Annotated in this window: 20 protein-coding genes and 2 riboswitches; of the genes, 5 read left to right on the forward strand and 15 right to left on the reverse strand. The window is 36.1% G+C overall.

Features of this window, described 5'->3' with window-relative positions; genetic code table 11:
- Window positions 1-77 precede the first annotated feature (77 nt).
- The 3 genes from CBM15_RS13335 to CBM15_RS13345 form a co-directional block, all read right to left on the reverse strand.
- A complete protein-coding gene (locus CBM15_RS13335; protein ID WP_239534847.1) occupies window positions 78-809 on the reverse strand; it encodes an HAD-IIB family hydrolase in 732 nt (243 codons plus the stop codon).
- A complete protein-coding gene (locus CBM15_RS13340; protein WP_087617889.1) occupies window positions 787-1,995 on the reverse strand; it encodes a glycosyltransferase in 1,209 nt (402 codons plus the stop codon). The genes CBM15_RS13335 and CBM15_RS13340 overlap by 23 nt, the downstream gene beginning before the upstream one ends.
- A 382-nt stretch (window positions 1,996-2,377) precedes the next feature.
- A complete protein-coding gene (locus CBM15_RS13345; protein ID WP_087617890.1) occupies window positions 2,378-2,800 on the reverse strand; it encodes an organic hydroperoxide resistance protein in 423 nt (140 codons plus the stop codon).
- 342 nt (window positions 2,801-3,142) lie between these two features.
- Between CBM15_RS13345 and CBM15_RS13350 the strand changes: the two genes are divergently transcribed.
- On the forward strand, window positions 3,143-3,730 hold the full coding sequence (locus CBM15_RS13350) for a hypothetical protein (RefSeq protein ID WP_087617891.1): 588 nt from the start codon (window positions 3,143-3,145) through the stop codon (window positions 3,728-3,730).
- Window positions 3,731-3,873: 143 nt separating this feature from the next.
- Here CBM15_RS13350 and CBM15_RS13355 read toward each other — a convergent pair whose 3' ends face one another.
- The gene (locus CBM15_RS13355; protein ID WP_087617892.1) at window positions 3,874-4,098 is read right to left on the reverse strand and encodes a hypothetical protein; all 225 of its coding nucleotides are present in this window, start codon (window positions 4,096-4,098) and stop codon (window positions 3,874-3,876) included.
- A 339-nt stretch (window positions 4,099-4,437) separates the two neighbouring features.
- Between CBM15_RS13355 and CBM15_RS13360 the strand changes: the two genes are divergently transcribed.
- On the forward strand, window positions 4,438-8,166 hold the full coding sequence (locus CBM15_RS13360; RefSeq protein WP_087617893.1) for a S8 family serine peptidase: 3,729 nt from the start codon (window positions 4,438-4,440) through the stop codon (window positions 8,164-8,166).
- A 101-nt stretch (window positions 8,167-8,267) separates the two neighbouring features.
- On the opposite strand, the gene CBM15_RS13365 is transcribed toward CBM15_RS13360, so the two are convergent.
- Window positions 8,268-9,536: an OFA family MFS transporter gene (locus tag CBM15_RS13365; protein ID WP_087617894.1), complete on the reverse strand. Its 1,269-nt coding sequence runs from the start codon at window positions 9,534-9,536 to the stop codon at window positions 8,268-8,270.
- A gap of 329 nt (window positions 9,537-9,865) precedes the next feature.
- A complete protein-coding gene (locus tag CBM15_RS13370) occupies window positions 9,866-10,609 on the reverse strand; it encodes a DUF4230 domain-containing protein (RefSeq protein WP_087617895.1) in 744 nt (247 codons plus the stop codon).
- A gap of 229 nt (window positions 10,610-10,838) precedes the next feature.
- Between CBM15_RS13370 and CBM15_RS13375 the strand changes: the two genes are divergently transcribed.
- Window positions 10,839-11,492, forward strand: coding sequence for a TVP38/TMEM64 family protein (locus CBM15_RS13375; RefSeq protein WP_087617896.1), 654 nt, complete (start codon window positions 10,839-10,841; stop codon window positions 11,490-11,492).
- A gap of 50 nt (window positions 11,493-11,542) precedes the next feature.
- Here CBM15_RS13375 and CBM15_RS13380 read toward each other — a convergent pair whose 3' ends face one another.
- A complete protein-coding gene (locus tag CBM15_RS13380; protein ID WP_087617897.1) occupies window positions 11,543-12,133 on the reverse strand; it encodes a TetR/AcrR family transcriptional regulator in 591 nt (196 codons plus the stop codon).
- Window positions 12,134-12,263: 130 nt separating this feature from the next.
- On the opposite strand from CBM15_RS13380, the gene CBM15_RS13385 reads away from it, so the two are divergent.
- Complete coding sequence (locus CBM15_RS13385) at window positions 12,264-13,412, forward strand: YhgE/Pip domain-containing protein (RefSeq protein WP_087617898.1); 1,149 nt, start codon at window positions 12,264-12,266, stop codon at window positions 13,410-13,412.
- A gap of 91 nt (window positions 13,413-13,503) precedes the next feature.
- Here the strand turns inward: CBM15_RS13385 and CBM15_RS13390 are convergent, their stop codons facing one another.
- The 3 genes from CBM15_RS13390 to CBM15_RS13400 form a co-directional block, all read right to left on the reverse strand.
- Complete coding sequence (locus CBM15_RS13390) at window positions 13,504-15,171, reverse strand: sodium:solute symporter family protein (protein ID WP_087617899.1); 1,668 nt, start codon at window positions 15,169-15,171, stop codon at window positions 13,504-13,506.
- A gap of 16 nt (window positions 15,172-15,187) precedes the next feature.
- Entirely contained in the window at window positions 15,188-15,490 is a 303-nt protein-coding gene (locus CBM15_RS13395) for a DUF4212 domain-containing protein (protein WP_008408321.1), read from the reverse strand.
- 761 nt (window positions 15,491-16,251) lie between these two features.
- The gene (locus CBM15_RS13400) at window positions 16,252-17,883 is read right to left on the reverse strand and encodes an ATP-binding protein (RefSeq protein ID WP_239835852.1); all 1,632 of its coding nucleotides are present in this window, start codon (window positions 17,881-17,883) and stop codon (window positions 16,252-16,254) included.
- Window positions 17,884-18,535: 652 nt separating this feature from the next.
- On the opposite strand from CBM15_RS13400, the gene CBM15_RS13405 reads away from it, so the two are divergent.
- Window positions 18,536-19,726, forward strand: a complete 1,191-nt coding sequence (locus CBM15_RS13405; RefSeq protein ID WP_087617901.1) for an MFS transporter — start codon at window positions 18,536-18,538, stop codon at window positions 19,724-19,726.
- A gap of 253 nt (window positions 19,727-19,979) precedes the next feature.
- On the opposite strand, the gene CBM15_RS13410 is transcribed toward CBM15_RS13405, so the two are convergent.
- The 5 genes from CBM15_RS13410 to queD form a co-directional block, all read right to left on the reverse strand.
- Window positions 19,980-20,528: a VUT family protein gene (locus CBM15_RS13410; protein ID WP_087617902.1), complete on the reverse strand. Its 549-nt coding sequence runs from the start codon at window positions 20,526-20,528 to the stop codon at window positions 19,980-19,982.
- A gap of 9 nt (window positions 20,529-20,537) precedes the next feature.
- Window positions 20,538-21,191, reverse strand: coding sequence for a 7-cyano-7-deazaguanine synthase QueC (queC, locus tag CBM15_RS13415; protein ID WP_087617903.1), 654 nt, complete (start codon window positions 21,189-21,191; stop codon window positions 20,538-20,540).
- Window positions 21,192-21,236: 45 nt separating this feature from the next.
- Entirely contained in the window at window positions 21,237-21,737 is a 501-nt protein-coding gene (queF, locus tag CBM15_RS13420) for a preQ(1) synthase (protein ID WP_087617904.1), read from the reverse strand.
- Window positions 21,738-21,859: 122 nt separating this feature from the next.
- Window positions 21,860-21,906, reverse strand: a riboswitch (PreQ1 riboswitch).
- 153 nt (window positions 21,907-22,059) lie between these two features.
- Complete coding sequence (queE, locus tag CBM15_RS13425; RefSeq protein WP_087617905.1) at window positions 22,060-22,788, reverse strand: 7-carboxy-7-deazaguanine synthase QueE; 729 nt, start codon at window positions 22,786-22,788, stop codon at window positions 22,060-22,062.
- Complete coding sequence (queD, locus tag CBM15_RS13430; RefSeq protein ID WP_087617906.1) at window positions 22,781-23,251, reverse strand: 6-carboxytetrahydropterin synthase QueD; 471 nt, start codon at window positions 23,249-23,251, stop codon at window positions 22,781-22,783. The genes queE and queD overlap by 8 nt, the downstream gene beginning before the upstream one ends.
- 151 nt (window positions 23,252-23,402) lie before the next feature.
- Window positions 23,403-23,449, reverse strand: a riboswitch (PreQ1 riboswitch).
- Between the last annotated feature and the right edge of the window lie 16 nt (window positions 23,450-23,465).

Here is a 23,465-nt window from a genome sequence, read left to right on the forward strand (position 1 = left end):
GAAACAAATTTTAAAGAATAGGCTGTAATCTGCAAAAATAGTGAAGTAAAGTCAAAAAATATTTGTCTAGTAAAAACCTATTGAATCTTTTGTGATAATGGCGTGTAAAGTTTTTCCCATATTTCTTTTACACCGGCAGATGCGTGCCCTTTTGCATAATGAATATGGTCATTTTGCGATATTGCTAATATGGCGTCACATGCGTTTCCAACTGCAATTGCAGGATAGCCGAGATTGAAAAGACTGAGATCATTTTCCGAATCCCCCGCTACAACTACCTCGCCCTCATATTTACACTTATTAAGTACATACTTCAGAGCAGCACCTTTATTAATTTTTGCAGGGAGAATATCTACATCTCTTTCACTGCTGAAAATAAGATCAACTGCTAAATTATGCTGCTTAATCGCTTTCTTAAGTATTTGAACCTGCAGTTCATTCGCAAAATAAGCCAATCGCCAAGAGGTATTAATTGGCTGTCTGGCGATATCAATGGATTTTGCAATCGTATTAACCTGTTCAAAGTCTTCCTGCTTAATATTGCTCGCCCATTCCTGATCAAGCTCAAATGAAGGACCAAGGTAGATTGAAGCTCCAACGTCACATATTAAAATGTCCGGCTTTGGCAGTTGTTCGCGTTCAATTAAATCAATCGCCGACTGCCTGTATCTTCCTGTAATGTATATAAGAGATGTGTTTTCAAGTGCCAGCGTTTCCCACAAATCGGTATGTGGAACCTTATCGCTAACAATCGTATTATCTAAATCTGTTGCTAAAACACGAGGTTTAAGGTAAGGAAATGTAAGCATTTTTTCGTTCATACAGCTCCTTTACTTTGCGGGAAATGAGAGACCAGTTAAATTCTTTCATTGCATATTGTTTTGCATCACGACGCATTTTTAATAGTTTAGGCGAGCTATTTAAGAAATACGCCATGCTATCGCTTAATTTTTGCACATTTGCTTTTGGTATATGAAGGCCAGTCACTCCGGATTTGACGACATCTTTTAGTCCGCCTACATGTGTCGCTATTACAGGACAGCCACAAGCCTGCGCTTCTGCAGCTACCATACCAAATGATTCATAATGTGAAGGCATAATGGTTGCTAAGGCACCACCGTAAAGGTTCTTTAACTGTTTTTCATTTTTGGGGCCGAGGAATAATACACGATCTTCCATTCCTTTAATTGCTTCTTTTAGCGGTTCGCTTTTTGGGCAATAGTTTTTAATATCAATTGATTCCGGACAGCCACCTGCAATAAGCAGCTTCACGTTATCCGGGACATCATACTTTTTCAGCATATGTCTGAATCCTTCTAAAAGATCAAAAATCCCTTTTGATGTTTCTAAACGGCCGGCATAAAAATAGTATGGAAATGCAAACTGGTCCACTTCCTCAGGGGATGCCAGATACACTGGTGAAACTCCTACCGGCACAACAGATACTGCACTTTTTTTCTTTGTAAAAACTTCAATCTGTTGCTTTTCATTTGGAGTAGTAGCAATAACTACATCCGCTTGCTCCATAATTAGTTTTTCAAAGTGCTTACGCTTACTTTCTATAAAGCCTGTACCTTGCTCTTTTGCAATGGCAAGGGAGTGATTTGTATGGCACCAGTAAAATGAATATTCTTTTTGCAGATTATATGCAAGTACTCCTGATAACCAGTAATGGGTATGAACAACATCATAACTGCTTATATCCAGTGTTTCGGTCATTTCTTCGTATAAACGAGGAAGTAAAGTAAACATCTGACGCTTATCAACAAAGCCTTTTTGACCACCTGCAAAGCGGTAAACTTTACTGTGCTCACCCAGCTGTTCAACTGCCGGCTTTTGTTCACTACTCCAATGGGTAACAATATCAACACTGTACCCAAGCCCATCAAGCTGCAGGGCTAAATGTTTTACATAATTGTTTTGTCCACCTGCTTGTTTACTTCCAAGTGGAATTAAAGGGTCGCCATGATCGGAAATAAATAATATCTTTCTCAAATGAAATCTCATCCTTTCGTTCTTAAGCAGCGAATCATAGCTGTAAAAATTTACTGCTGTCTTGCTGATTTTTAATGAAATGATGGTAACTTTTCATAAAATTACTCTTCATTAGCTAGGTAGAATTTATAACTTCTTATGCTGTCCTTTATTCTCAATTGATTTAAACACCCTCACACTACCTAGCAAATAATAGAAGAGAGATTAAGGGTTTTGGAATTTAATATTATTAAATAGGTTCAATTGATACGTACCCCACTCAGTAAAAATTAAACAAAATATTCTAAAAAATAATAAAAACAAAACTTTATTATTACACTAATTTTTTTAAATGGGTTAAAAGTACCTACATTTTGTAATCTTTATAAGCCAGACACTTTATTTAAATCACTTCAAGCGTGACCTCAATATTGCCTCTTGTTGCTTTTGAGTAAGGACATACTTCATGCGCTTTATGCACCAGTTCTTCTAATTGATCGCGCTCTATATCTGTCCCTCTCACCTGAAGCACAACACCAAGCTTAAACCCTTGATCTTGTTCATCTTTCAATAAGCTGACATTAGCTGTTACTTCAGACGTAAATTTAACACGGGCTTTACTTGCCGTTAATTGGAGAGCGCTATCAAAACAAGCAGCATAACCTGAAGCAAATAATTGTTCCGGGTTTGTTGCATTTTCAAGTTTTTTCGCTCGCGGTGTTCCTGGCATTGCTGTTTCAAATTGAATTACCCCATCATCCGACTGTACTTTCCCTTCACGTCCTCCTGAAGCAGTTGCAATAGCAGTAAATAATTTTTCAGACATTCCACTTCCACACCTTTCATTTTTAGATACAACTTATCCTTACCCGTTTTTATCTTTTTTCAAAAGTGTTTTTGTTAATTAATTGTTAAATTCATAATGAAGTAGCAATAAATTATTCAGCGAAAAATTTTTTTAGGTCGATATAATTACCAAAATGAGTGATGAGGGCTTGTGTTTCTTTAGAGGATTTATACAGTCCAATACTTTTTTTACTATTTCTCTATACTATTTTTTCCCCCAAACAAATTGGATGTAAGTGTTGTTAATCAAGCGATTGCTTATGTTTTGAATTGATAATCGGGGGTATCAACTTACAAGTATTCATTGGGAGGGGATAGTAATATGTTTGGCATATCCGATCTCATTTCACTTGTCATTTCTGCATTTATTATCCTGCCTGCTGTTGTATTTATTCGGGAGATGGGATACGTAATAGTCAGTTGGCTTTTCGGAGTAATTAAACCAAGAGTAACGATCGGATCCGGGCGTAGAGTTTTAAAGTTTGGTATGTTCGATATCCGCAGTTGCTATCATTTTTATAGCTGGTTTTCGTATGACAAATTAAAACATGAAAATAAGTTTGCCTATATTAGCATTTATTCGGGACCTATTTTAATCAATCTTGTATTCGGTCTTACGATTAATTTTCTGATTGCTAACGGGGTGATTGAAGAATATAAAACATTTTGGGATCGCTTTGTTTTTTATGCATTTTATTATGTATTATTCGATGCAGTTCCGATGACCACATTTAACGGAAAGCCAAATAACGGGATGATAATTTATAAGATGATTCGTTATGGAAAGCGGATCGACTCATCAAAGGAACACATTCTCCCCTCAACATCGGAAGTGGAGAAAGAATACCAGGAATACATGAAAGAAATTGACGAAAATGAAAAGAAGGTAGATAAGGAAAATCATTACTAAATCAATCAGTTATGTAATTGCCGAACCAAAATGTTAAATGATATAACTGGTTTGCAATTTAAAAAGTAACTACTAATAAAAAAGAACCAAGGCTTATGCCTTAGTTCTTTAATTCAATGTAAAAAATAGATGTCAAATATAAATTAGTTCCAGGCAGTTCGTTCACTTTCAGGTTCGTTCATGCCTGTTTTATTTCTTTTAGCAGGAACATTGCTTTCTTTTGCTGGAGCTGCATTAAAAATAAAATCAAGTTCTGATACAAACTCCTCTTGCTTGGAGTTTTTACGATTTTGATTTACTTCTAGCTTATTCGCACTTTGCTTGCCACTTGCTTTTGCATAGTTGCGTTTAAAATCCATATTTGACATTGCCATCCCCCATTGATTTTTATTTGAAAAGTATAAATATCTTTTCCCCTTTATACTTTTCACTTTAAAGTTTAACCACTCTTACTTCCTTTTATTAAAAATATATACAATCTCCTTCCCCTAATTAGTGAATTAGTTCCCTCCTTCGTATGAAAGTTCTACTATTTTACCAAATTACTAGGAAGATAGATTTACCCTCTATTTACCAGACTGATACTATTTATCAATCTTTTGGAAAATACAGAAATTTCGATATTCGGATAAATTCAATTGTGATAAATTGGTAATACCGCATTAAACAGAATAGTGCGAAAATTTAATACAAAGGGGAAATGAGGATTGAAAAAGTTTAAATTTACGAGATTCTTTAGCAGTATTCTAGCTTTCGTTATGGTGCTCTCTTTATTAGTTCCATTCTCGAATGCAAGTGCTGAGGAATTAAAACCATTTAAGCAGGATGGACAGAGTGAAAGTACCCTCCAGCTAAAAGCGGCGATTGCTGAACAGCTAAGCTTGTCTAAAGATGGTCCAACTCTTCATGAAAGCCTGCAAAATATTTCAGGCAATCAAGAGGTTGCAGTTATCGTTCATCTATCTGAAAAACCGGTAGCATTAGAGCAAGGAATCAGCCAAATTAAAGGCAAAAAATTTTCTAATGCCCGCGCAAATGAAGTTCGCGCAAATGTAAAAGCACAACAGGCAAAAGTAAAAAAAGAGTTAACTGCCAAACAGGTGCAAATGACTCAAGGATACACTTTTGATACGGTACTAAACGGGTTTGCAGCTACAATTAAAGCAAATGACATTCCAAAACTGCTATCAGTAGAAGGAATCACTTTAATTGAACCGGATGCAACGGTATACGCATCAGAAGAAATTACAACAAAATCGAAATCATCAGAACTTATTAAAGATGAGCAATTGGAAGCACAAATGAATACAAGTATTTCTTTCCTTGGTATTGAAAATCTTTGGAATGAAGGAATTGAAGGACAAGGGATAAAAGTGGCAGTACTTGATACAGGTATTGATGCAGACCACCCTGAATTTGCTGACATTTATAAAGGCGGGAAGAACTTTATTCCTAACTCTTCAACTTACGCTAAACCTCGTGCAGATGACGATGCATCGGAAACATTACCTTCAGAGCGTCCAGCAGGAACACCTGAATTTAATGCAAACGGAAGCTCGTTCTATACTTCTCACGGTACGCATGTTGCCGGCACAATTGCGGCAATTGGCGCTAACGAATTCGGTATTAAAGGGATTGCTCCAAAAGTAGACCTTTATGCTTACCGCGTTCTTGGAGCATACGGAAGCGGTGCGACATCAGGTATTGTTAAAGCAATTGAAACAGCTGTTATAGAAGAAATGGATGTTATTAACCTTTCACTTGGTGGTGGTGCTAACACTGAAACGGATGCAGGATCATTTGCTATCAATAACGCAATGATGGCTGGAACAATCGGTGTTGTTGCAACAGGAAACTCAGGTCCAAACCGTGGAACAATGGGCACACCTGCAACTGCCCGCTTAGGGATTGCAGTCGGTAACACAACAAATCCGGAAACAATGTATAACGGAGAGGTTAATATTACAGTTGGCGACTATAACTTTACAAAACAGCTTCCTTTAATGGGAACAACTTTTGGTAAAAACTTAGCAGCTCAGCTTCAAGGTGAGTTTGATCTAGTTGCGATTCCTGGAAACGGGGAAGTGAAAGATTTTGAAGGAATTGATGTTGAAGGTAAAGTGGCATTAATTTCGCGCGGTAGTATTGCATTTGTTGATAAAATTGCAAATGCTAAAGCAAACGGTGCAGTCGCTACAATTATCCATAACTTTGCCGGTGGAACGAATGCACCGGACATTTCAGGCACATTCCTTGGTGACTCTTTTGAGTTCCTGCCAACTTTCGATATGTCAGTAACAGACGGCAATGCAATTCGCACTGCATTGGCAGGTGGAACAGGGAAAGTAAGCTTCGGCAAGTTTGCTTCAACTACGACAACTGGAGATGATGTAAACTCTTCTAGTTCACGTGGACCTTCTACACCAAACTTCGATATTAAACCAGATGTCACGGCACCTGGGACAAATATTATGTCAACGATTCCTATGTATAAAGTGGACTTCCCTGAAGCAGTTTACAACGAAGCGTATGCTCGTAAAACAGGTACTTCTATGGCAACACCGCATATTGCAGGTATTGCAGCATTAGTAAAACAAGCAAATCCAGATTGGGATGCTTTCGATGTAAAAGTTGCCCTTTCGAATACAGCAAAAGTGCTGGATACAGCAAAATATGATGTGTTCTCTCAAGGTGCGGGACGCGTAAATGCTTATGCAGCAGCTCATCCGGAAATTCTTGCGTATGCACTTGATACAGCAGTTTTAGATAGCACTGGTGCAATTGTAGAAAACAAAAAAGGAACGGTTACTTTTGGTCCGCAATCACTGAAAGACGGAAACATTTCTGTAACGAAACAAGTATTAGTAAAAGATATGAAAGGAAATGGCGGCAGTTACAACGTATCCGTTGATGTGACAAAAACATTTGGCGATGCAGCTGTTACAGTCGATCAGTCTACCTTTAATTTAGCTGGTGAGCAGCTGTTAAACATTACATTAACTGCTTCACAAGCTGTGGCACCAAATGGCTCTGAAATTTTAGGCTTTATCCATATAAACGGTGGATCTACAGAAGCTTCATTACCTTTCGCAGCTGACTTTGGCAGCGCGGCAGCTACTGAAATTAAAGATCTAAAAATTACAGAGTCAGACCTGTCATTTAACGGTGACGGTATTAAAGACTCAGCTGTACTTTCATTCACATTAACTGGAGATGTATCTACAAACTATATTGAGCTTTGGGATATTATGAACCCTGAAGGCGGAGAATATGGGGACGGGTATATCGGTTATCTGCATTCAGGTACTTCACTTGGAAAAGGATCATATACGCTAAATATTGGCGGGCAATACAAACCATGGGGCAGTGCACCTGCAACTACTATTCCGGATGGTCTATATACAATTGACTTTACGGGACTTGCAGCTACAGGAGTAGTATCGGATTATGTAGGACCGGTAGTTGTAAAAACGACAAAACCGGAAATTACAGGTTCAGAGGCTGACGGTGTCGTTTCAGGACAAGTAACAGATAAGTATATCGACTACAATGAAGAATTATATTTATACGGCTTAAACTACAATTTAAATGATAAATTAAAAGCTTCATATGTTGCGACTGTAAACGGCGAAGTACAAGCGCCGGTTGCATTCAATTTAAATCAGGACGGCAGCTTTACATTCCCGGTAACAGCAGAAACAAATGCTGTAACAGTAGTCATTACAGATGCTGCAGGAAATGTTGGCGAAGCGATTATCTTTGAAAAAGAATTAGTAGAACCAGTTGTCACTATTTCTGTAACTCCAACAGAGCTTGATCTGACAGCTGGTGAAACAGCACAGCTTGCTGTGACTGAAACAACAACACCTGCTGAAGGCGATGCAACAGAAAAAGACGTAACTTCACAAGCTACGTATGTTGTGGCAGATGAAAATGTTGCTACAGTTGTAAACGGTTTAGTAACTGCAGTAGCGGAAGGCACAACGACAATTACTGTTAAACATGGTGAAAATGAAGCAACAGTAACTGTAACAGTTAAAGCTCCTGTAATAGAAGAGCCAGTTGTAACACTGGAAGTCGACCAAACTCAAGTTGAGACAAGCATCGGGAAAGAAGTTAAGGTTAAAATTACTGAAGTATCAACGTTGAACGGTGAAACATCAGAAAAAGATGTTACAAACCTTGCAAACTACCAAGTTGAAAACGATAAGATTGCTACTGTTAAAGCAGGCACTGTAAAAGGAAAAGGCCAAGGTACTACTTCTGTTACAGTAACATATGGTGAGCATACATTAACGTTTGATGTGACTGTTGTAAAGCCTGGTAATGGCAACGGCAATGGCAATGGCAATGGGAATGGGAATGGGAATGGCAACGGTAACGGCAATGGTAAAGGTCCTAAAAAGAACAATGAAATTACCGAATTTGAAATTTAATTAATATAGCCAAGTTTAAGCTTCATCCCCAATGGAGCCTAAACTTGGCTTTTTTGTCCTACGAAGAAAAAGGATGCTTTTATTAAAGCACCCTTCACACTTTATCCTATTATTATCTCTTTTTTCTCATCAAACTCTTCTTTTTCCAAGTTCACTTTTTCCGGTTTAACCACGAATATACTAATTAAAGTGGCAAGCGTAAACAAAGCTGTAATTACATATAATACCATGTCATAAGATTGTGTTTTTTCAAGAATAATGGCACTTAGCTGGTTGCCTGTCAATCCTGCAAACGCCCAGGCAGATAAGGCTAGGCCATGCACAGTTGAAATACTATCGATACCAAAGCGGTCTGATAATAGTGGCGGTAAAGATGAGAATCCTCCACCGTAACCTGCATTCACAATACAAAGTAAGGCAATGATTAGAATGGCCATGGAATTATTTATTCCATCAAATATAACGGTACATAAAATAATGCTGATAGAAGAAATAAAAATAATTTTATAAATGGAGTTACGATCTTTTAAACGGTCCCCCCAAGAAGAAAATGCAATTCGTCCACCTGCATTGAAAATAGCTGTGAGCGAACTAACTAAACCAATCGCTCCAAATCCAATGAAAGCTAAAATGCCTTTTTCCTGTGAAATTAACGCTAAGCCACATGTAATATTAATATAGAACATCAGCCAAATACCGATAAATGTCTTATTCGTTAATACTTTTCTATAACTAAAGCTTTGCATTTGTAAACTTTCCTCTTCATATCCAGCCGGTTTTTTTAAAATTAAGTGTCCGACAACCATCATTACTAAATAGATTGCTGCCAAAATATAAAACATAGTATAGATATTTGTAGGATTTACTAAAATCCCTTCACTATTTCGATCACCAAGTAACTTTTCCATCAAAGGACTTGCAATAACTTTTGCTAAACCAAAGCCTGCAACGGCAAGACCGGTTGCCAATCCCTTTTGATCTTTAAACCAAAGCATCAGTGTTTTTACAGGTGTTAAATAGCCAATTCCAAGCCCAATGCCCATAACAACTCCATATGAAATGTAAATTCCGATTAAGGATTTTTGATAAATAAAGAATCCTGTTGCTGCCATCCCAACAACAAAAAATATGGCCGCAAGCAAAGATGACTTATGAATATCTTTTTCAACAAATTTCCCGCCAAAAGCAGCAGACATACCAAGAACAAAAATAGCTATACTGAATGCCCATTCCACTTCACTGACAGGTTTTCCGATGTAAGAGGCAATATCACCCTTAAATAATGACCAGCAATATACTGTACCAATACTACAGTGAATCAATAAAGCCGGAATGACAGCACGCATCCACTTGTTTTCAAACTTCCCCACATTAAAACTCCTCATTATTCATTTAACCAAAAACACGAACTTTAATTAAAATTAATTAAATATAGTTCGTATATAAACTATATTATTAATTATAATAAGTGATTTATAGATTAAATATTTTATTTTCACGAACATTAACAAAGTGATTATATAATAATATTCATGATAAATGAATAATAATTTTAATATAATTTTTAAATTGCTAGAAATGATTCATATATTATTCAAATTATTCTGTACTTAAGAAAATAAAAAACAGCCTAATTTAGTAATTAGACTGTTTGAAGCAGCAAAATATATCTTCTTGTTTAAACGGATATAATTAAAATCTATTTAAATGTTATTTTCACAGCATAGCCTAGATTTCGGAAAAAACCTGCGAGAACTTTCTCCGCACTTTTTTCTGCTGATTCCAGCAACCCGATTTCAATGGCTTCATCTTTAATTTGCTTTTGCGCTACTGCTGCCAGATCAAATCCCTCATCCCACTTCACTTCCCCACGGAATAATCCTTCGTCCGAGAAAGTTTTGACATCATCCATTTGAATTGCAGGATCCTGTATCAGTGTTGCTCGTGGCAGGACAATCTCTAACTCTTTATCATCTTCGTTGATTTTGATATTATCCGAAGTTATTCCTTTAAGATCAACACCTGCAATGACTGTGGCAGGGACAATTAATAATAGCTCCCTTTTTGTACCTGGTAAATTAACCGAAATATCATTTCCGAACAGCTTATTATCCTTTTGCTCAATGACTACTTTCACATGTGCTTCAGCCGTTGCGAGCGTTGCTAATTCCTGAACCTGTTCTACAAATACTGTACTATCTTTTTTCAATGTATTTCCGAAAAATAACCAAGTACCTCCAAAGGTAATGAGGCTTAGAAGCAGTGCAATTAATAAAATCTTAAATCCCCAAAATTTAAATATAACCTTAAATATTGCTCCGGAAATATTGGTGTTTCCTCTGTGCTGTCCTATAACCGCTGTGGCAGCACTTTCTTCCTCACCCTTTTTCAATTCCTTCAATACTTGTTCAATTTGTGTTAATGCTTCATCTTTTTTACTCATGGCATCTCCCCCTTCCAATATCTTGTTAAGGAAAATTAAATTATAGTTTCCAGATTTATACTTGAATATCATATCAAATTATATACCTTTATTAGTACTAAAAAAGGTTACAACGAGATATAACTCAGAAGGTGTAATCGTTTTTCATATTTTTCAAATCTTGTTAATAGCAATTTCCATTAAATACATTTAAACTATCGAATGGAATTATATTAAGAGAGGTTACAAAATGAAAAAACAATCGTTGTTTATACGAGGGACTCTATTTCCAGCAATTTTAACAGGTTTATTCTTTGCACTTTACAAAAGCGGTATTTCTGTTTCCGATCTGTCACCCCAGCTTATTTTAGAGCTTGCTCATAATAATCTAACTATCGTTATTTTAATAATGATGTTATTAATGCTCCTGCAAAACTTATTTACATTTATTCCGTTAATTTTAGTTATCACAATTAATATTGCATTGTTTGGGTTTTGGCGTGGTTATTTTTTTAGTACATTCAGCAGTGTTATTGGAAGTACATCGATTTTCATTTCCATCCGCTATTTTTTTGCAAATTTATTTACTTCGGAAAAACTAAAAAAATATGAGCAGAAAATCAATCAAAACAGCTTTCTATTTGTTTTGTCAGGCCGTATTTTGCCATTCCTTCCTACGAATTTAATTAACATCGTATCCGGCTTAAGCAAAATGAAAATATCGTATTTTATCTCAGCTACTACAATTGGTAACATGATTTATGGACTTGTATTAGCCTCTATTTCTTTTGGAATTGTCTCTGTCTCACAGCAATATAGACAACTATTTTATGTGATTATTGCAATTGCTGCCATTATCGTTGCGGTTCGATTCATTAAAAAGCAACGTACAAGCAGTATTTAAAAAAGAAGGTATTATACCTTCTTTTTTTATTGCGCTAATTACACAACAGCCTAATTATTTTTCTTTTGGATAAAGGAGATAATATCAATATACAATGCAGTCATCTCTTCAGGGGTCTTGTCTAAATTATTTTGAACCCATTGTTCAATTAATCCTAAAAAAGCAGATGTGATAAAGGCTAAAAAGTACTCCATCGGGACCTTTAAATTTGCATTAAAGCTTTCATTCCCCTCCAAGTTTACACGCACTTTTTCTGAAAAGGCTGCTCTAAACCGAAGATGAAAACCCGCTCTTCCATGTTCACTTAAAAAGATTTTTAAAAATGGTGCCTGCATTTTTATCGAATTAAATAATGCGGAAGCTAATTGCTCTTGTCCTTTTTCAAACGTATGTGTAGATGAGTATTTTAATTGCAATTCATCAATATGATCCCCTAGCTCTTCAAACAGTTGTAATTCAATCTGATCTAGCAAATCAAACTTATCGATAAAGTGTAAATAAAACGTTCCACGATTAATCTTGGCTGTTTTCGCAATATCCCCTACTGTAATTGAATCGAAAGTTTTCTTTTCCAGCATCTCCATAAATGATTTTTGAATAAGCTCTTTTGTTCTTCGATTTTTTTCTGTATAAACGCTCAAAAAAACACCCTCTTTCACCAAAAATGAACAATCTGTTTATTTTGTTGATTGCTTTGATTTCCCCTTAAATTATAAAATAAACGAGTAATAATAAACAACATGTTGAAATTTGAGAAAGGGTGAAATTCATTTGAGATTATTTAAAGAAAAATTAGCATGGGCTGCTCCTATTGCTGTTATATTAATCATTGCACTATTTTCGGTAAACTTATTCGCACAGGGAAATCCGCAAGTAAAAAATCTGCCGGTTGCTCTTATTGTTAACGATGAGGGGCAACACGTTGATACTGTTCGCAAGGCTGTTGAACAAATGAGTAAAGGTATAGACGGTGCAGAACCCGTTATAGCATTTACAAATGAGAATGAAGAAAATATCAAGGCACTTTTTGCAGATAAAAAGTATTATGCAGCACTTGTCATTCCTGAAGGCTACAATGACACATTACAAAATGCACTAACAAACAATGAAGCGGCAAAACTGCAAATATATATTAACCAAGGCTTTAATATGACAGGTGCAAACTTTGCAAAAACTGCTTTAAACGGTTTTGTAACTGAGGTAAATAGTCAATATTCCGCCAACTTCCTAGCTCAGCTTGGCACTGAAAAGATTGATGCTGCACAGGCTTCTGTTTTAGTAAATCCAATTGTTCCTGAAGAAAAAATATACAATCCAATTACAGCTTCTACTGCAAATGGTAGTGCTCCAACTTTATTGGCAGTACCTGCATGGGTAGGTGCGTTAATCGGTGGATTCATTGTATTTTTAGCAACATCAGGCATCTTTAAGAAAGAACTGTTAACACGTAAACAAACATTAGGCCTTATTGGCGGGCAAGTATTATTCGGCATTATTATCGCCCTATTCTCAGGCTTTACTGTTGCAACACTTGCACAGATCGCCGGTATTAACATGCCAAGCTACTTCCTAGTTGCCTTCTTTGTATCATTTGCGGCATTCTGTTTCTACTTATTAGTATCAGCAATTACCGCATGGATCGGCAAACCGGCCATTACATTATTCATGGTTGTCATGCTTTTAGGTATGGGTGTTCTTATGACACCACAGGAAATGCTTCCAAGTTTCTTCGTAAACTTCATTCGTCCTTGGGTACCAATTCGCTTTGCTTCTGAAGGTTTACGAGAAATTTTCTACTTCGGTAGCGGATTTTACACAGGCGCATCCTTTAACACAATTTTAGGAATTGGTATTGCAGGTTTGGTTATTTTCTTACTGTCTATTTTCAAATCGGTAAAAGTTAAAGAACAACAGAACTAACACATAAAAAACGTTATTTTGCATTTAAGGCAAAATAACGTTTTTTATTTATTATTTAATTTCTTTGTACATTGAACTGCGGTCTCAATTTTTATTCTTTAGATGACCCGTCATTTAAATAAACTTCACCGTCTTTATAAACCATTTGTTCTGGATAACGAAGGTTTATAACGGCATCTTGAAGTTCTTGTGAAGGAGCCCGTGTTGAAAGCGAAACAATAATATTAGTAGCGAAGGCAGCAATTGCTCCGAAAATACCAGCACCTGTATCAATGATGCCTAATACCGTAAAGCCACCGTACTTCGCACTAAAGATGTAAATAAGTGTAACCGCTAAACCGACAAGCATACCCGCTATTGTTCCTTTTGCATTAGCACGCTTCCACCAGACACCTAAAACAAGTGCTGGGAAGAAGGTACCTGTTGCAAGCGCGAATGCCCATGCAACAATTTGAGTAATGGCACCAGGTGGGTTTAATGCAATAATACCAGCCAACAGTGTTGCCACAACAATTGAAATACGACCTATTAACAGGCGTTTTTGTTCAGATGCCTGTGGATTGATGATGCGATAATAAATATCGTGTGCAAATGACGAGGATATAGAAATCATTAAACCACCAGCTGTAGATAATGCAGCTGCCATTGCGCCTGCTGCCACGAGTCCAATAACAAATACACCTAGGTTTGCAATTTCAGGTGTAGCCATTACGACAATATCATTGGCAATTTGCAGTTCTAGCCATTGAAGAATGCCATCACCATTCGTATCGGCTATCCCTAATTTACCTGTATCAATCCATGATTGAGTCCAAGCCGGTAGCTCAGCAATTTTTCTACCAGCCACTTCCGTCATTAAAATAAAGCGAGCAAAAGCTGCATAAGCTGGTGCGCTAAAATATAAAAGCCCGATAAAAACTAATGCCCATGCACCTGACCAACGAGCCGCCTTCATAGTACCTACTGTATAAAAACGTACGATTACATGCGGAAGTCCAGCTGTACCACACATTAACGTAAACATAAGAGCTAAAAACTGCCACTTAGTTCCATTTGTAAAAGGTGCAAAATACTCCGAAATACCGAGTTCCCGATCGAGTTCACCCATTTTCGTTAAAATTTCGCCATAGGAAATCCATGGTAAGGGATTACTAGTCAAATGGAATGACATAAAAATAACAGGTACTAAATATGCGATAATTAAAATCACGTATTGTGCTACTTGAGTCCAAGTAATACCTTTCATACCACCAAATGCAGCATAAAATGCAATGAGCACAACGCCGATTAGCGTTCCAATTTTCGCATCAATTTCAAAGAGACGTCCAATTACAACACCAGAACCTGATAGCTGTCCGATTGAATACGTGAAGCTTATAATAATTGTACATATAGCTGCTATTATTAGTGCTGCTTTACTATTAAAACGGTCCCCGATAAATTCAGGTACAGTATAGCGACCAAATTTACGAAGCTGCGGTGCAAGTAATATCGTTAAAAATAAATATCCGCCAGTCCATCCCATAATATAAGCCAATCCATCATAGCCAAGTAACATGATCGTACCAGCCATCCCGATAAAGGATGCTGCACTCATCCAGTCTGCCCCAATTGCCATTCCATTAAAAATTGGTGGCACCCCACGACCAGCAACATAGAAGTCCGATGTTTGTTTAGCAGTGTTATAAACTGCAATCCAAATATATAAAGCAAATGTAGCCAGTATAATTAACATTGACACTATAAATTGATTATCCATAAATTACCTCCTCTCATTAGTGATTCATCATATTGTTTGCGCCTATCTCTTCATTTCGCGCTTCACTAATCCCATACTTTTTATCAATTTTGTCCCCAACAATTGCATTTACAAAAAGTAAAATAATGAAAGTAAGCAAAGCTCCAATTGCCCCCATAAAATAGTGGAACGGGAACCCTAAAAATTGAACTTCAGTTAATGAGTCTGCAAGCGCTACCATAACAAAAGACACTAAAAACCAAATAACAAAATAAATAGCCATGTACGTATTTTTCTCACGGAAATAGGCATCAGCAACTTTTTTGTCGATTTTTTTCATCTAGACCTTCTTTCTTCAAATTTTTATCGTAAATCAAAAATAAAAAGAATTGTTTCCTTTAATGGAAGCGGTACTAAAATCACCTTAACAACCATTAAAATAATAAGTCCGATTATAGGAAAGGTGAGAGCGATGAAACGTTTTTTAATTAGTCCATAAGCAAGACAGCAAATGGAGAAAAGAATAAAGAACAGCAGCAACTAATTCCCCCTATGTCTCTAAGTTTTTTTAATGTATGTTGAAAATGTCCAGGATAAAACGACTATAGAATAAAAAAATCGAGTTGAGTAGGAATATTAAAACAGACAAGCATGAAAAATTAAAACCACCTAGAACGATGACAAATCAACGTTCTAGGTGGTATTTATTAAAACTACCCCAACTTATGAGATGGTTTATTTCCTCTTTTATCGAATATGGTTTTTCTTATAAACTTAAACACAGAATACATAATTATTAATGATTCCACGGTTTACTATGTTATATTGAAATAGTAGTATTTTTGACATCGAAAATGTTAATTAAAGATCGTTAAATCAGCATTATTGGGTGCCAAACCCATTAGAGTTCTTTAGGAACAAAGAATTCTACCGCAGCATCTCCAAGTGGGATGCTGCCTTTTTGTTTGTTTCCGAAACAATTTTACAGTTTTTAAACAATATTTAATTTGAAACTAAAAAGTTTAGAAGATATTAGTAGTTAATATCCTCTAAACTTTTTTCATATCTATTTTCTTACACACCAATAATGGTACTGAATTTTTAAGATTGCGGCAACCAAATTGTAAAGATTGTGCCTTTTTCCTTCTCACTTTTTACTTTTATTCTTCCTCTATGCAACTCAATAATGTGATAGCTCATCGATAATCCCAGTCCCAACCCGCTTTCTTTCGTTGAATGAAAAGGAGTGGATAGTTTTTCTAACGTATCTTTATCCATTCCAGATCCATCATCTCTGATTGTAATTTCAACCTCACCATCAGATTGATTTTGATCGACAGCAATTGATATATTGCCTTCAAAGTCAATGGCTTCAAAGGAATTTCGCAGGACGTTTAGAAAAACTTGCTTGATTTTATCCTTATCTACATTAATTTTATTTTTAAAAGTAGCCTGATAATGGACCTTTATATTTTTATTTTTAAAATCATTTTCCATTAACGTTAAAATATCTTCTATAATTTCATGTATACTCACTCTGGATTTAGAGACTTCTTTTGCATCTGGTTTAGCCATCATTACAAATTGCTGAACAAGATTTTTTATTCTTTCTAATTCACTGAAGATGATTCTAAAATATTCTTTTTGCTTGTCATTATCTGTTTTTAAATTCACCTTAAAGACTTCTAATAAACCTATGATTGAAGTAAGAGGATTTCTAATCTCATGAGCAAGTCCGGCACTTATCTTTCCTATTGCTGACAATTTCTCACTTAGCATAAGTTGCCTTTCTAATACGAGTCTTTCTGTAATATCTCTAAACTGGCCAAATACTCCAATTATTTGATTGGATTCATTATAAATTGGAAATGAGTCAAATAAATACGTTTTATTGGATATAGATATTTCAATATCTTCGTACTTTTTACTCCCTTTCAAAACATTTTCCATGTACCCGCCAATTACTGCGATTTCTGTAATAGGGCGATTGCATATTTCTTCTTTATTGCAAGATAATACTTTCTCAGCAAAAGGATTTATCTCAATTATTTTTCCGTCCTCATTGGTCATAATGACCCCGTTTCGACTGTTTTCCATCAGCACTTGATTTAAGATTAATAATTTCTTATTCTGCTGCTTTACTTTAACCTCTCGTTCTATAGAATCCACCGCAGACTGGAGTAATCCTGAATGGAACGAACTTGCATGATGAGCAGCCATCATCACCGAAATAGTCCCGCCTATTTTACCTAAAGAATTGAATGGTACAGAGAAACAAGCACTTTCATGTAAACAATGGAAGAAATGGTCTGATCCAATGAGTTGGACAGATTCCCCTAATTTTAGTGCCATTTCAATACTATTCGTTCCCGCCTCTTCTTCCTTTAACCTGATTCCGGTAGATAAACCTAACGATTCACTTTGGCACTTAATCATTTCATCTCCGTACAACTCAATAATGTATCCTTCATGATCAGTGATAACGATTAAAACAGCTGTCCCATCAAGTTCAGCTATTAACTTCGTCATAAATTTTCTCGCCACTGTAATGGTATCATCAAGAATCCTCTTCTTTTGTACCAACTCACTTTTTGACAATTTCCCTCCAGGAATCGGAAGTGTATAAGGATCCAATTTCCTATCGAGACATCTTTGATGCGAATTATATATATATGCATTTCTAGTTTCCATTTTTTTAAAGCCACCATTTACAATTTTTCGTAAGTTATTCAATCCAACCTATTAAGAGTACCATTATTTGTACATTTAGGTGTATGTGTTTATAAAAGTATAATAATAGAGATTCTATTATTTTTAATTGCAATTATCCCAATGGATAATCTATCAATGTCACTTACAACTCTACTCAAAATTTAGCGAGCACTATACCTTTAAATGGACCTATCTCATCATTAAAAGATGAATCTCAATTTAATTTAAACTCGCCTGAAGCAAAACAGCACTTCAAAAATTTATAGAAAAACTAGAAAACGAAGGAACCTAACAGGATTCCTTCGTTCTTTTTATTGACCGCCACTACTTATGATACGGTTCACCGTGACTTTCCTAAGTGCGATTTTTTATTTCGTATAAATTTGATTATGAATTAAGCTATTTCTTAAAACAGAAATAATTATAATTTTAAACCGATTGATTTCTATTTACATAGATATTTTTTATTACCTACTACTATCAATAGCATTTCAACAGAAGTGCGCTTTTTTTAATGGTCTTTTGCTAACTCTGCATCCATATCAATTCTGGAAATCCATTATCCTCTACTTGACTAAGATAGGGTTTTTCAGGCAAACATATTCTTGGTATGATGTTAAGGTTGTGTAATTACTATGTCACACATTTACATTCATCTAAGAAAGAGGTATTTATGCACTCCACAAAATTATCAAAGCAACATTGGTTGCTGATCTTAACACTTTCTTTATTAACATTTGTTCTCGGGACAAGTGAATTTGTTATTGTCGGAATCTTAACAGATATTTCTTCAAGTCTTAATATGACTAATGTAAAAACCGGCACACTCGTTTCTGCGTTTGCAATTACGTTTGCCATCGCTACACCACTGGTGATGTCAGTAACAAGTCATTTACCAAAGCGAAAATGGATGTTGTTTTTAATAGCATCTTTCATCATTCTAAATGCTTTGTGCGTAATTTCGACAAGCTATATCATGCTCCTTACACTACGGATTATGACAGCGATTGTAACAGGAGTTTTAATCTCTCTAGCCATGATTGTAGCAAGTGAAACCATACCGATTAAAAAACGCGGACTTGCTATTTCATTCGTTTTCGGTGGTTTCACACTTGCAAATGTCGTTGGAGTGCCAATTGGTATTGTTATCGCCGAAGAGTACGGCTGGAATGCCACTTTCATGTTAACCACTTTCCTAGGAGGATTGGCGTTTTTGGCATCCTTTTTTGTCTTACCTCATAGACTCAGCCAAGTACGCAGTTCGATACGTGATCAGTTTTCTTTATTGACCAAGCCTCGTATATTGATGGCTTTTTTCATTCCTGCACTCGGATTTGGCGCAACTTATGCAGTCTTTACATACCTTGTACCCATCTTGAAAGAAATGGGAGCACCAAATAAGTCAATTAGTATAATCTTATTTAGTTATGGGTTTATTTCGATTTTCAGCAACATCCTTGCTGGTAAAATTGCTAGCCAAAATGCAATCGGTCGCCTTCGGTTTGTTTTTCTCGTGCAAGCAGTTGTTCTTACAAGTTTATTTTGGACTACCAATCAATTTGTTTTAGGATTAATAAATATTGGATTAATGTCGTTAATGGCTATCCTTTTAACAACATCTACTCAGCTATATTTAATTGACCTTGCAGGAATTTATCAGCCAAAAGCAACAGGACTCGCCGCTTCACTAATGCCAGTGGCAAGCAACGTAGGTATCGCTTTTGGTTCTGCATTAGGTGGAATTGTGTACCATCAAGGAAATTTAATGAATGTAGCTTGGGTCGGTGGGATAATTGCCGTCTGTGCAAGTCTGCTAACTTTCTTTAGTCATCAATTAGACCAAAAACAAAATACATCAGAATAGAAATGATCAATTAACCAAAGTTAAATTAATTCTACATCGATCATTGCTACCGGTTTATATTTTTTGGCAGATAGAGATGAATTTTCAGAAACAGTTGCCAATTAAAGTGCTTACTTAGTTACAACCTATACTTTAGTAGAAAAACAGGCACAATCGCATGAAGCGAATGTGCCTGTTTCAAAAACCTTATGATACGGTTCACCTTAACTAATGTAAGTGCGGTAAAAAATACTTTAGCATATTATTACATTAATTAGGCGGACATTTTAGATAGACGCTTTTCTTTATATACTAAACCTTGCGCTAATAAAGCCGCGCCAATCATTTGCATGACTATTTTTACAATCACTTGACCAACTATAGCTGCAGGGACGGCTACCCAAGGTATAAAGCCTGCACCAATTGGACTTAATCCTACAACTACAAAAATAACCGAATCTAACAAGCCTCCTACAATTCCACTATAAAACACGCGCCACGCCATCGGTAATTTTAAACGTGTATAAATTTCTGTATCTGTCGTTTCTGCTACTAAAAATGACAAGGCTGAAGCTGCAACGATGACCAATGTATCTCCTAATAAATAGGACACCACTGCTGAAAATACTAACGCTAAGAAAATAAAGGCATATGTCTTTTTGCGGCCATATTTATTTTGAACTATGTCGCGGAAAATAAATGTCGCACCAATAAAGAATGAGCCCATCGGTACAATAAACATTCCAAATTCAAGTGGCATAAATCTCGCTGTTACGACATTTGCCGTAACAATTGATATTAAATAAAGTAAAACTCTACTCATAAAATCCTCCTATCTTAACGATTGTACATATGCTTCCATTCCTTGCAGACGAAGCTTACATGCCGGGCACTCCCCGCATCCATCCGCTATTATTCCGTTATAACATGTCAATGTTTTTTGACGTACAAAATCAAACGCACCTAGCTGATCCGCTAAAGCCCATGTCTCTGCTTTATTGATCCACATGAGTGGCGTATGTATAACAAATGATGTATCCATTGATAAATTTAATGTGACATTTAATGATTTTACAAAGGCATCGCGACAATCTGGATAGCCACTAAAATCGGTTTCACATACACCTGTCACAATATGCTTAGCGCCAATTTGGCTTGCTAAAATCCCTGCGAATGATAAAAAAACTAAATTACGGCCCGGTACAAATGTAGATGGGAGCTCGCCTTCCTCTCCTTCATTTATTTCGATATCGTCACGCGTTAAAGCATTCGGTGCTAACTGATTCAAGAGCGACATATTTAAAATATGATGTCGTACGTTCAACTCCTGTGCAATATGTTTAGCACATTCAATTTCTAGTGCATGTCGTTGTCCATAATCAAAAGTTACAACTTCTACCTCTTTAAAGTTTTTTAAAGCCCAAAACAAACACGTTGTACTATCTTGCCCGCCACTAAATACAACAACGGCTTTATCATGTTTCATTATCTTTCCCCTCTCTTTGCAAGCAAAATTTATTGATTGAAAAAATTACCGATTATCAATTTTTTCAGGATATAAATCATGATTCATTAAACGATAGTTTGCTATTTCTTCATATTTCGTACCTGGACGACCGTAGTTACACCATGGATCGATTGAAATACCTCCACGTGGCGTAAACTTTCCCCATACTTCAATATAGCGAGGATCTAAAAGTTTAATTAAATCATTCATAATAATATTTACACAATCTTCGTGGAAATCACCGTGGTTGCGGAAACTAAATAAATATAATTTTAACGACTTACTTTCCACAATTTTTTTATCTGGAATATATGAAATATACATTGTTGCAAAATCCGGTTGCTGCGTAATCGGACAAAGACTTGTAAACTCTGGGCAATTAAATTTCACAAAATAATCACGGCCTACATGTAAATTGTCAACAGACTCTAATACTTCTGGTGCATATGCAAATGTGTAACTCACGTTTTGATTCCCTAATAATGTTAAATCTTCTAATCCTTCTGTTTGGTGACGACCAGACATAAAAAAACCTCCTTAAGCTAATACCGTAGTATTCCAAGGAGGGCTAACTGTAACAACTATAAACAAACTATTAGAGGCATAAAAAAAAGCCACATCCGATATGGACATGGCGTAATATACATGTATCCATAGTTTTTTATAGAGGGTATCAGCTATGAACCTCTCCTGACAACTCAGGTATTTCATTATTTTTCATTTTATAATACATATTGGTATATGTAAATCAATATTTTAAAAATTTTGCTTTTCTTAAACAGTTAGAATTCACTTCATACTATATTCAAGCACACTTAACATTTTACCATAATTTTACAGCCCCGAATTACACCCCTCTTTTATTTCCCCAGATGAGGGTATGCAGCTGTGGCAGTACTTTAACATCGTTTAATTGTTCATCCATCATCACTTGATCAATGAGCATTTCATACTTTGCCAATAGATAGTTTGCTAATTGGCCAGTGTCTAAAGAGGTAATGTCATCATTTCCGACTTGTAAATAAAGTGGAGTGTCTGGGTATCGTCGATGTACTTCTTTGGCATACTCATAATCCTCTTGATTAAACACTACGATTTTTAGCGACATTTGCTGATTACCATTTCGAATTTTCAACTTCTCTAAAATATGAGACAGCATCAAAAAATCTGTGGTCATACCTGAGCTAGGTGGTTTTGGCGAAATTGTCAATTCATCGATATCGTATAGCCAATCCTGCCACTTACTTCCTTGCGTCTCTACCCCAATTTTTATATTATTTTTTTTCAAAATGGCAATCAGTGCACCTAAGTTGTAAAGAAGTGCTGGATTTCCTCCTGAAATTGTGACAAACGAAAACCTATTTCCACCAAGACGTTTTAACTCCATCCAAATATCCTCCGCCGTCATTTGCACGATTAAATGCTTGCCGCTTCCATCCCATGTAAATGACGAATCGCACCAAGAACAGGCATAATCACATCCAGCTGTGCGTACAAACATCGTCTTCTGACCTATTACCATACCCTCGCCTTGAATTGTAGGACCGAAAATTTCGATTACAGGGACTTTACTCAACTTCCATCCATTCCCTTCTTGCTTCAGCATAGCTCGTAGGCGTTTCATATAGCTTAATAAACTCTACACGTGCACCATCATAACGTTGCTCCTTTTGCAAAGCTTCATGTAACTTTTCATAAATCCAAACAACAATATTTTCAGCTGTTGTATTCATCGGTGGTAGCGTTTCATTGATATAATGATGGTCCAAATATGTTTCGATTTGCTTCCACATTTCCTTAATATCCCCAAAGTCAATCATCAATCCTCGATCGTCCGTATAACCGCTTAAGCCTAAAATCACACGATACGTATGTCCATGTAGATTTTTACACTTTCCCTCATAGTTATGTAAATGATGCGCGGCGTCAAACGTAAACTCTTTACTCACAAGCACACGTTTTGCATGATACTTTAATTGACTTCTTTTAATATCTACATCCATTTTTTGTAGCTTATCGACAATTCTAAAATCTGGCATACGTTAAAATCTCCTCCAGCATATAAATATAAAAACTCCCTCGTAAAATGTTTCCGACACTTTCCAAGAGAGGTTGCTACGAATCGTTCTATTAAAACATATGATTAAAACATAAAAAGCCATGTCCTATATGGACATGGCGAATTGTCATGTTTCCATAGTTTTTTATAGAGGGTATTAGCTATGAACCTCTCCCGTTTTACTTCGGGCGTTA

It is taken from the genome of Solibacillus kalamii, from assembly GCF_002174535.1.
Taxonomy (GTDB): Bacteria; Bacillota; Bacilli; order Bacillales_A; family Planococcaceae; genus Solibacillus; species Solibacillus silvestris.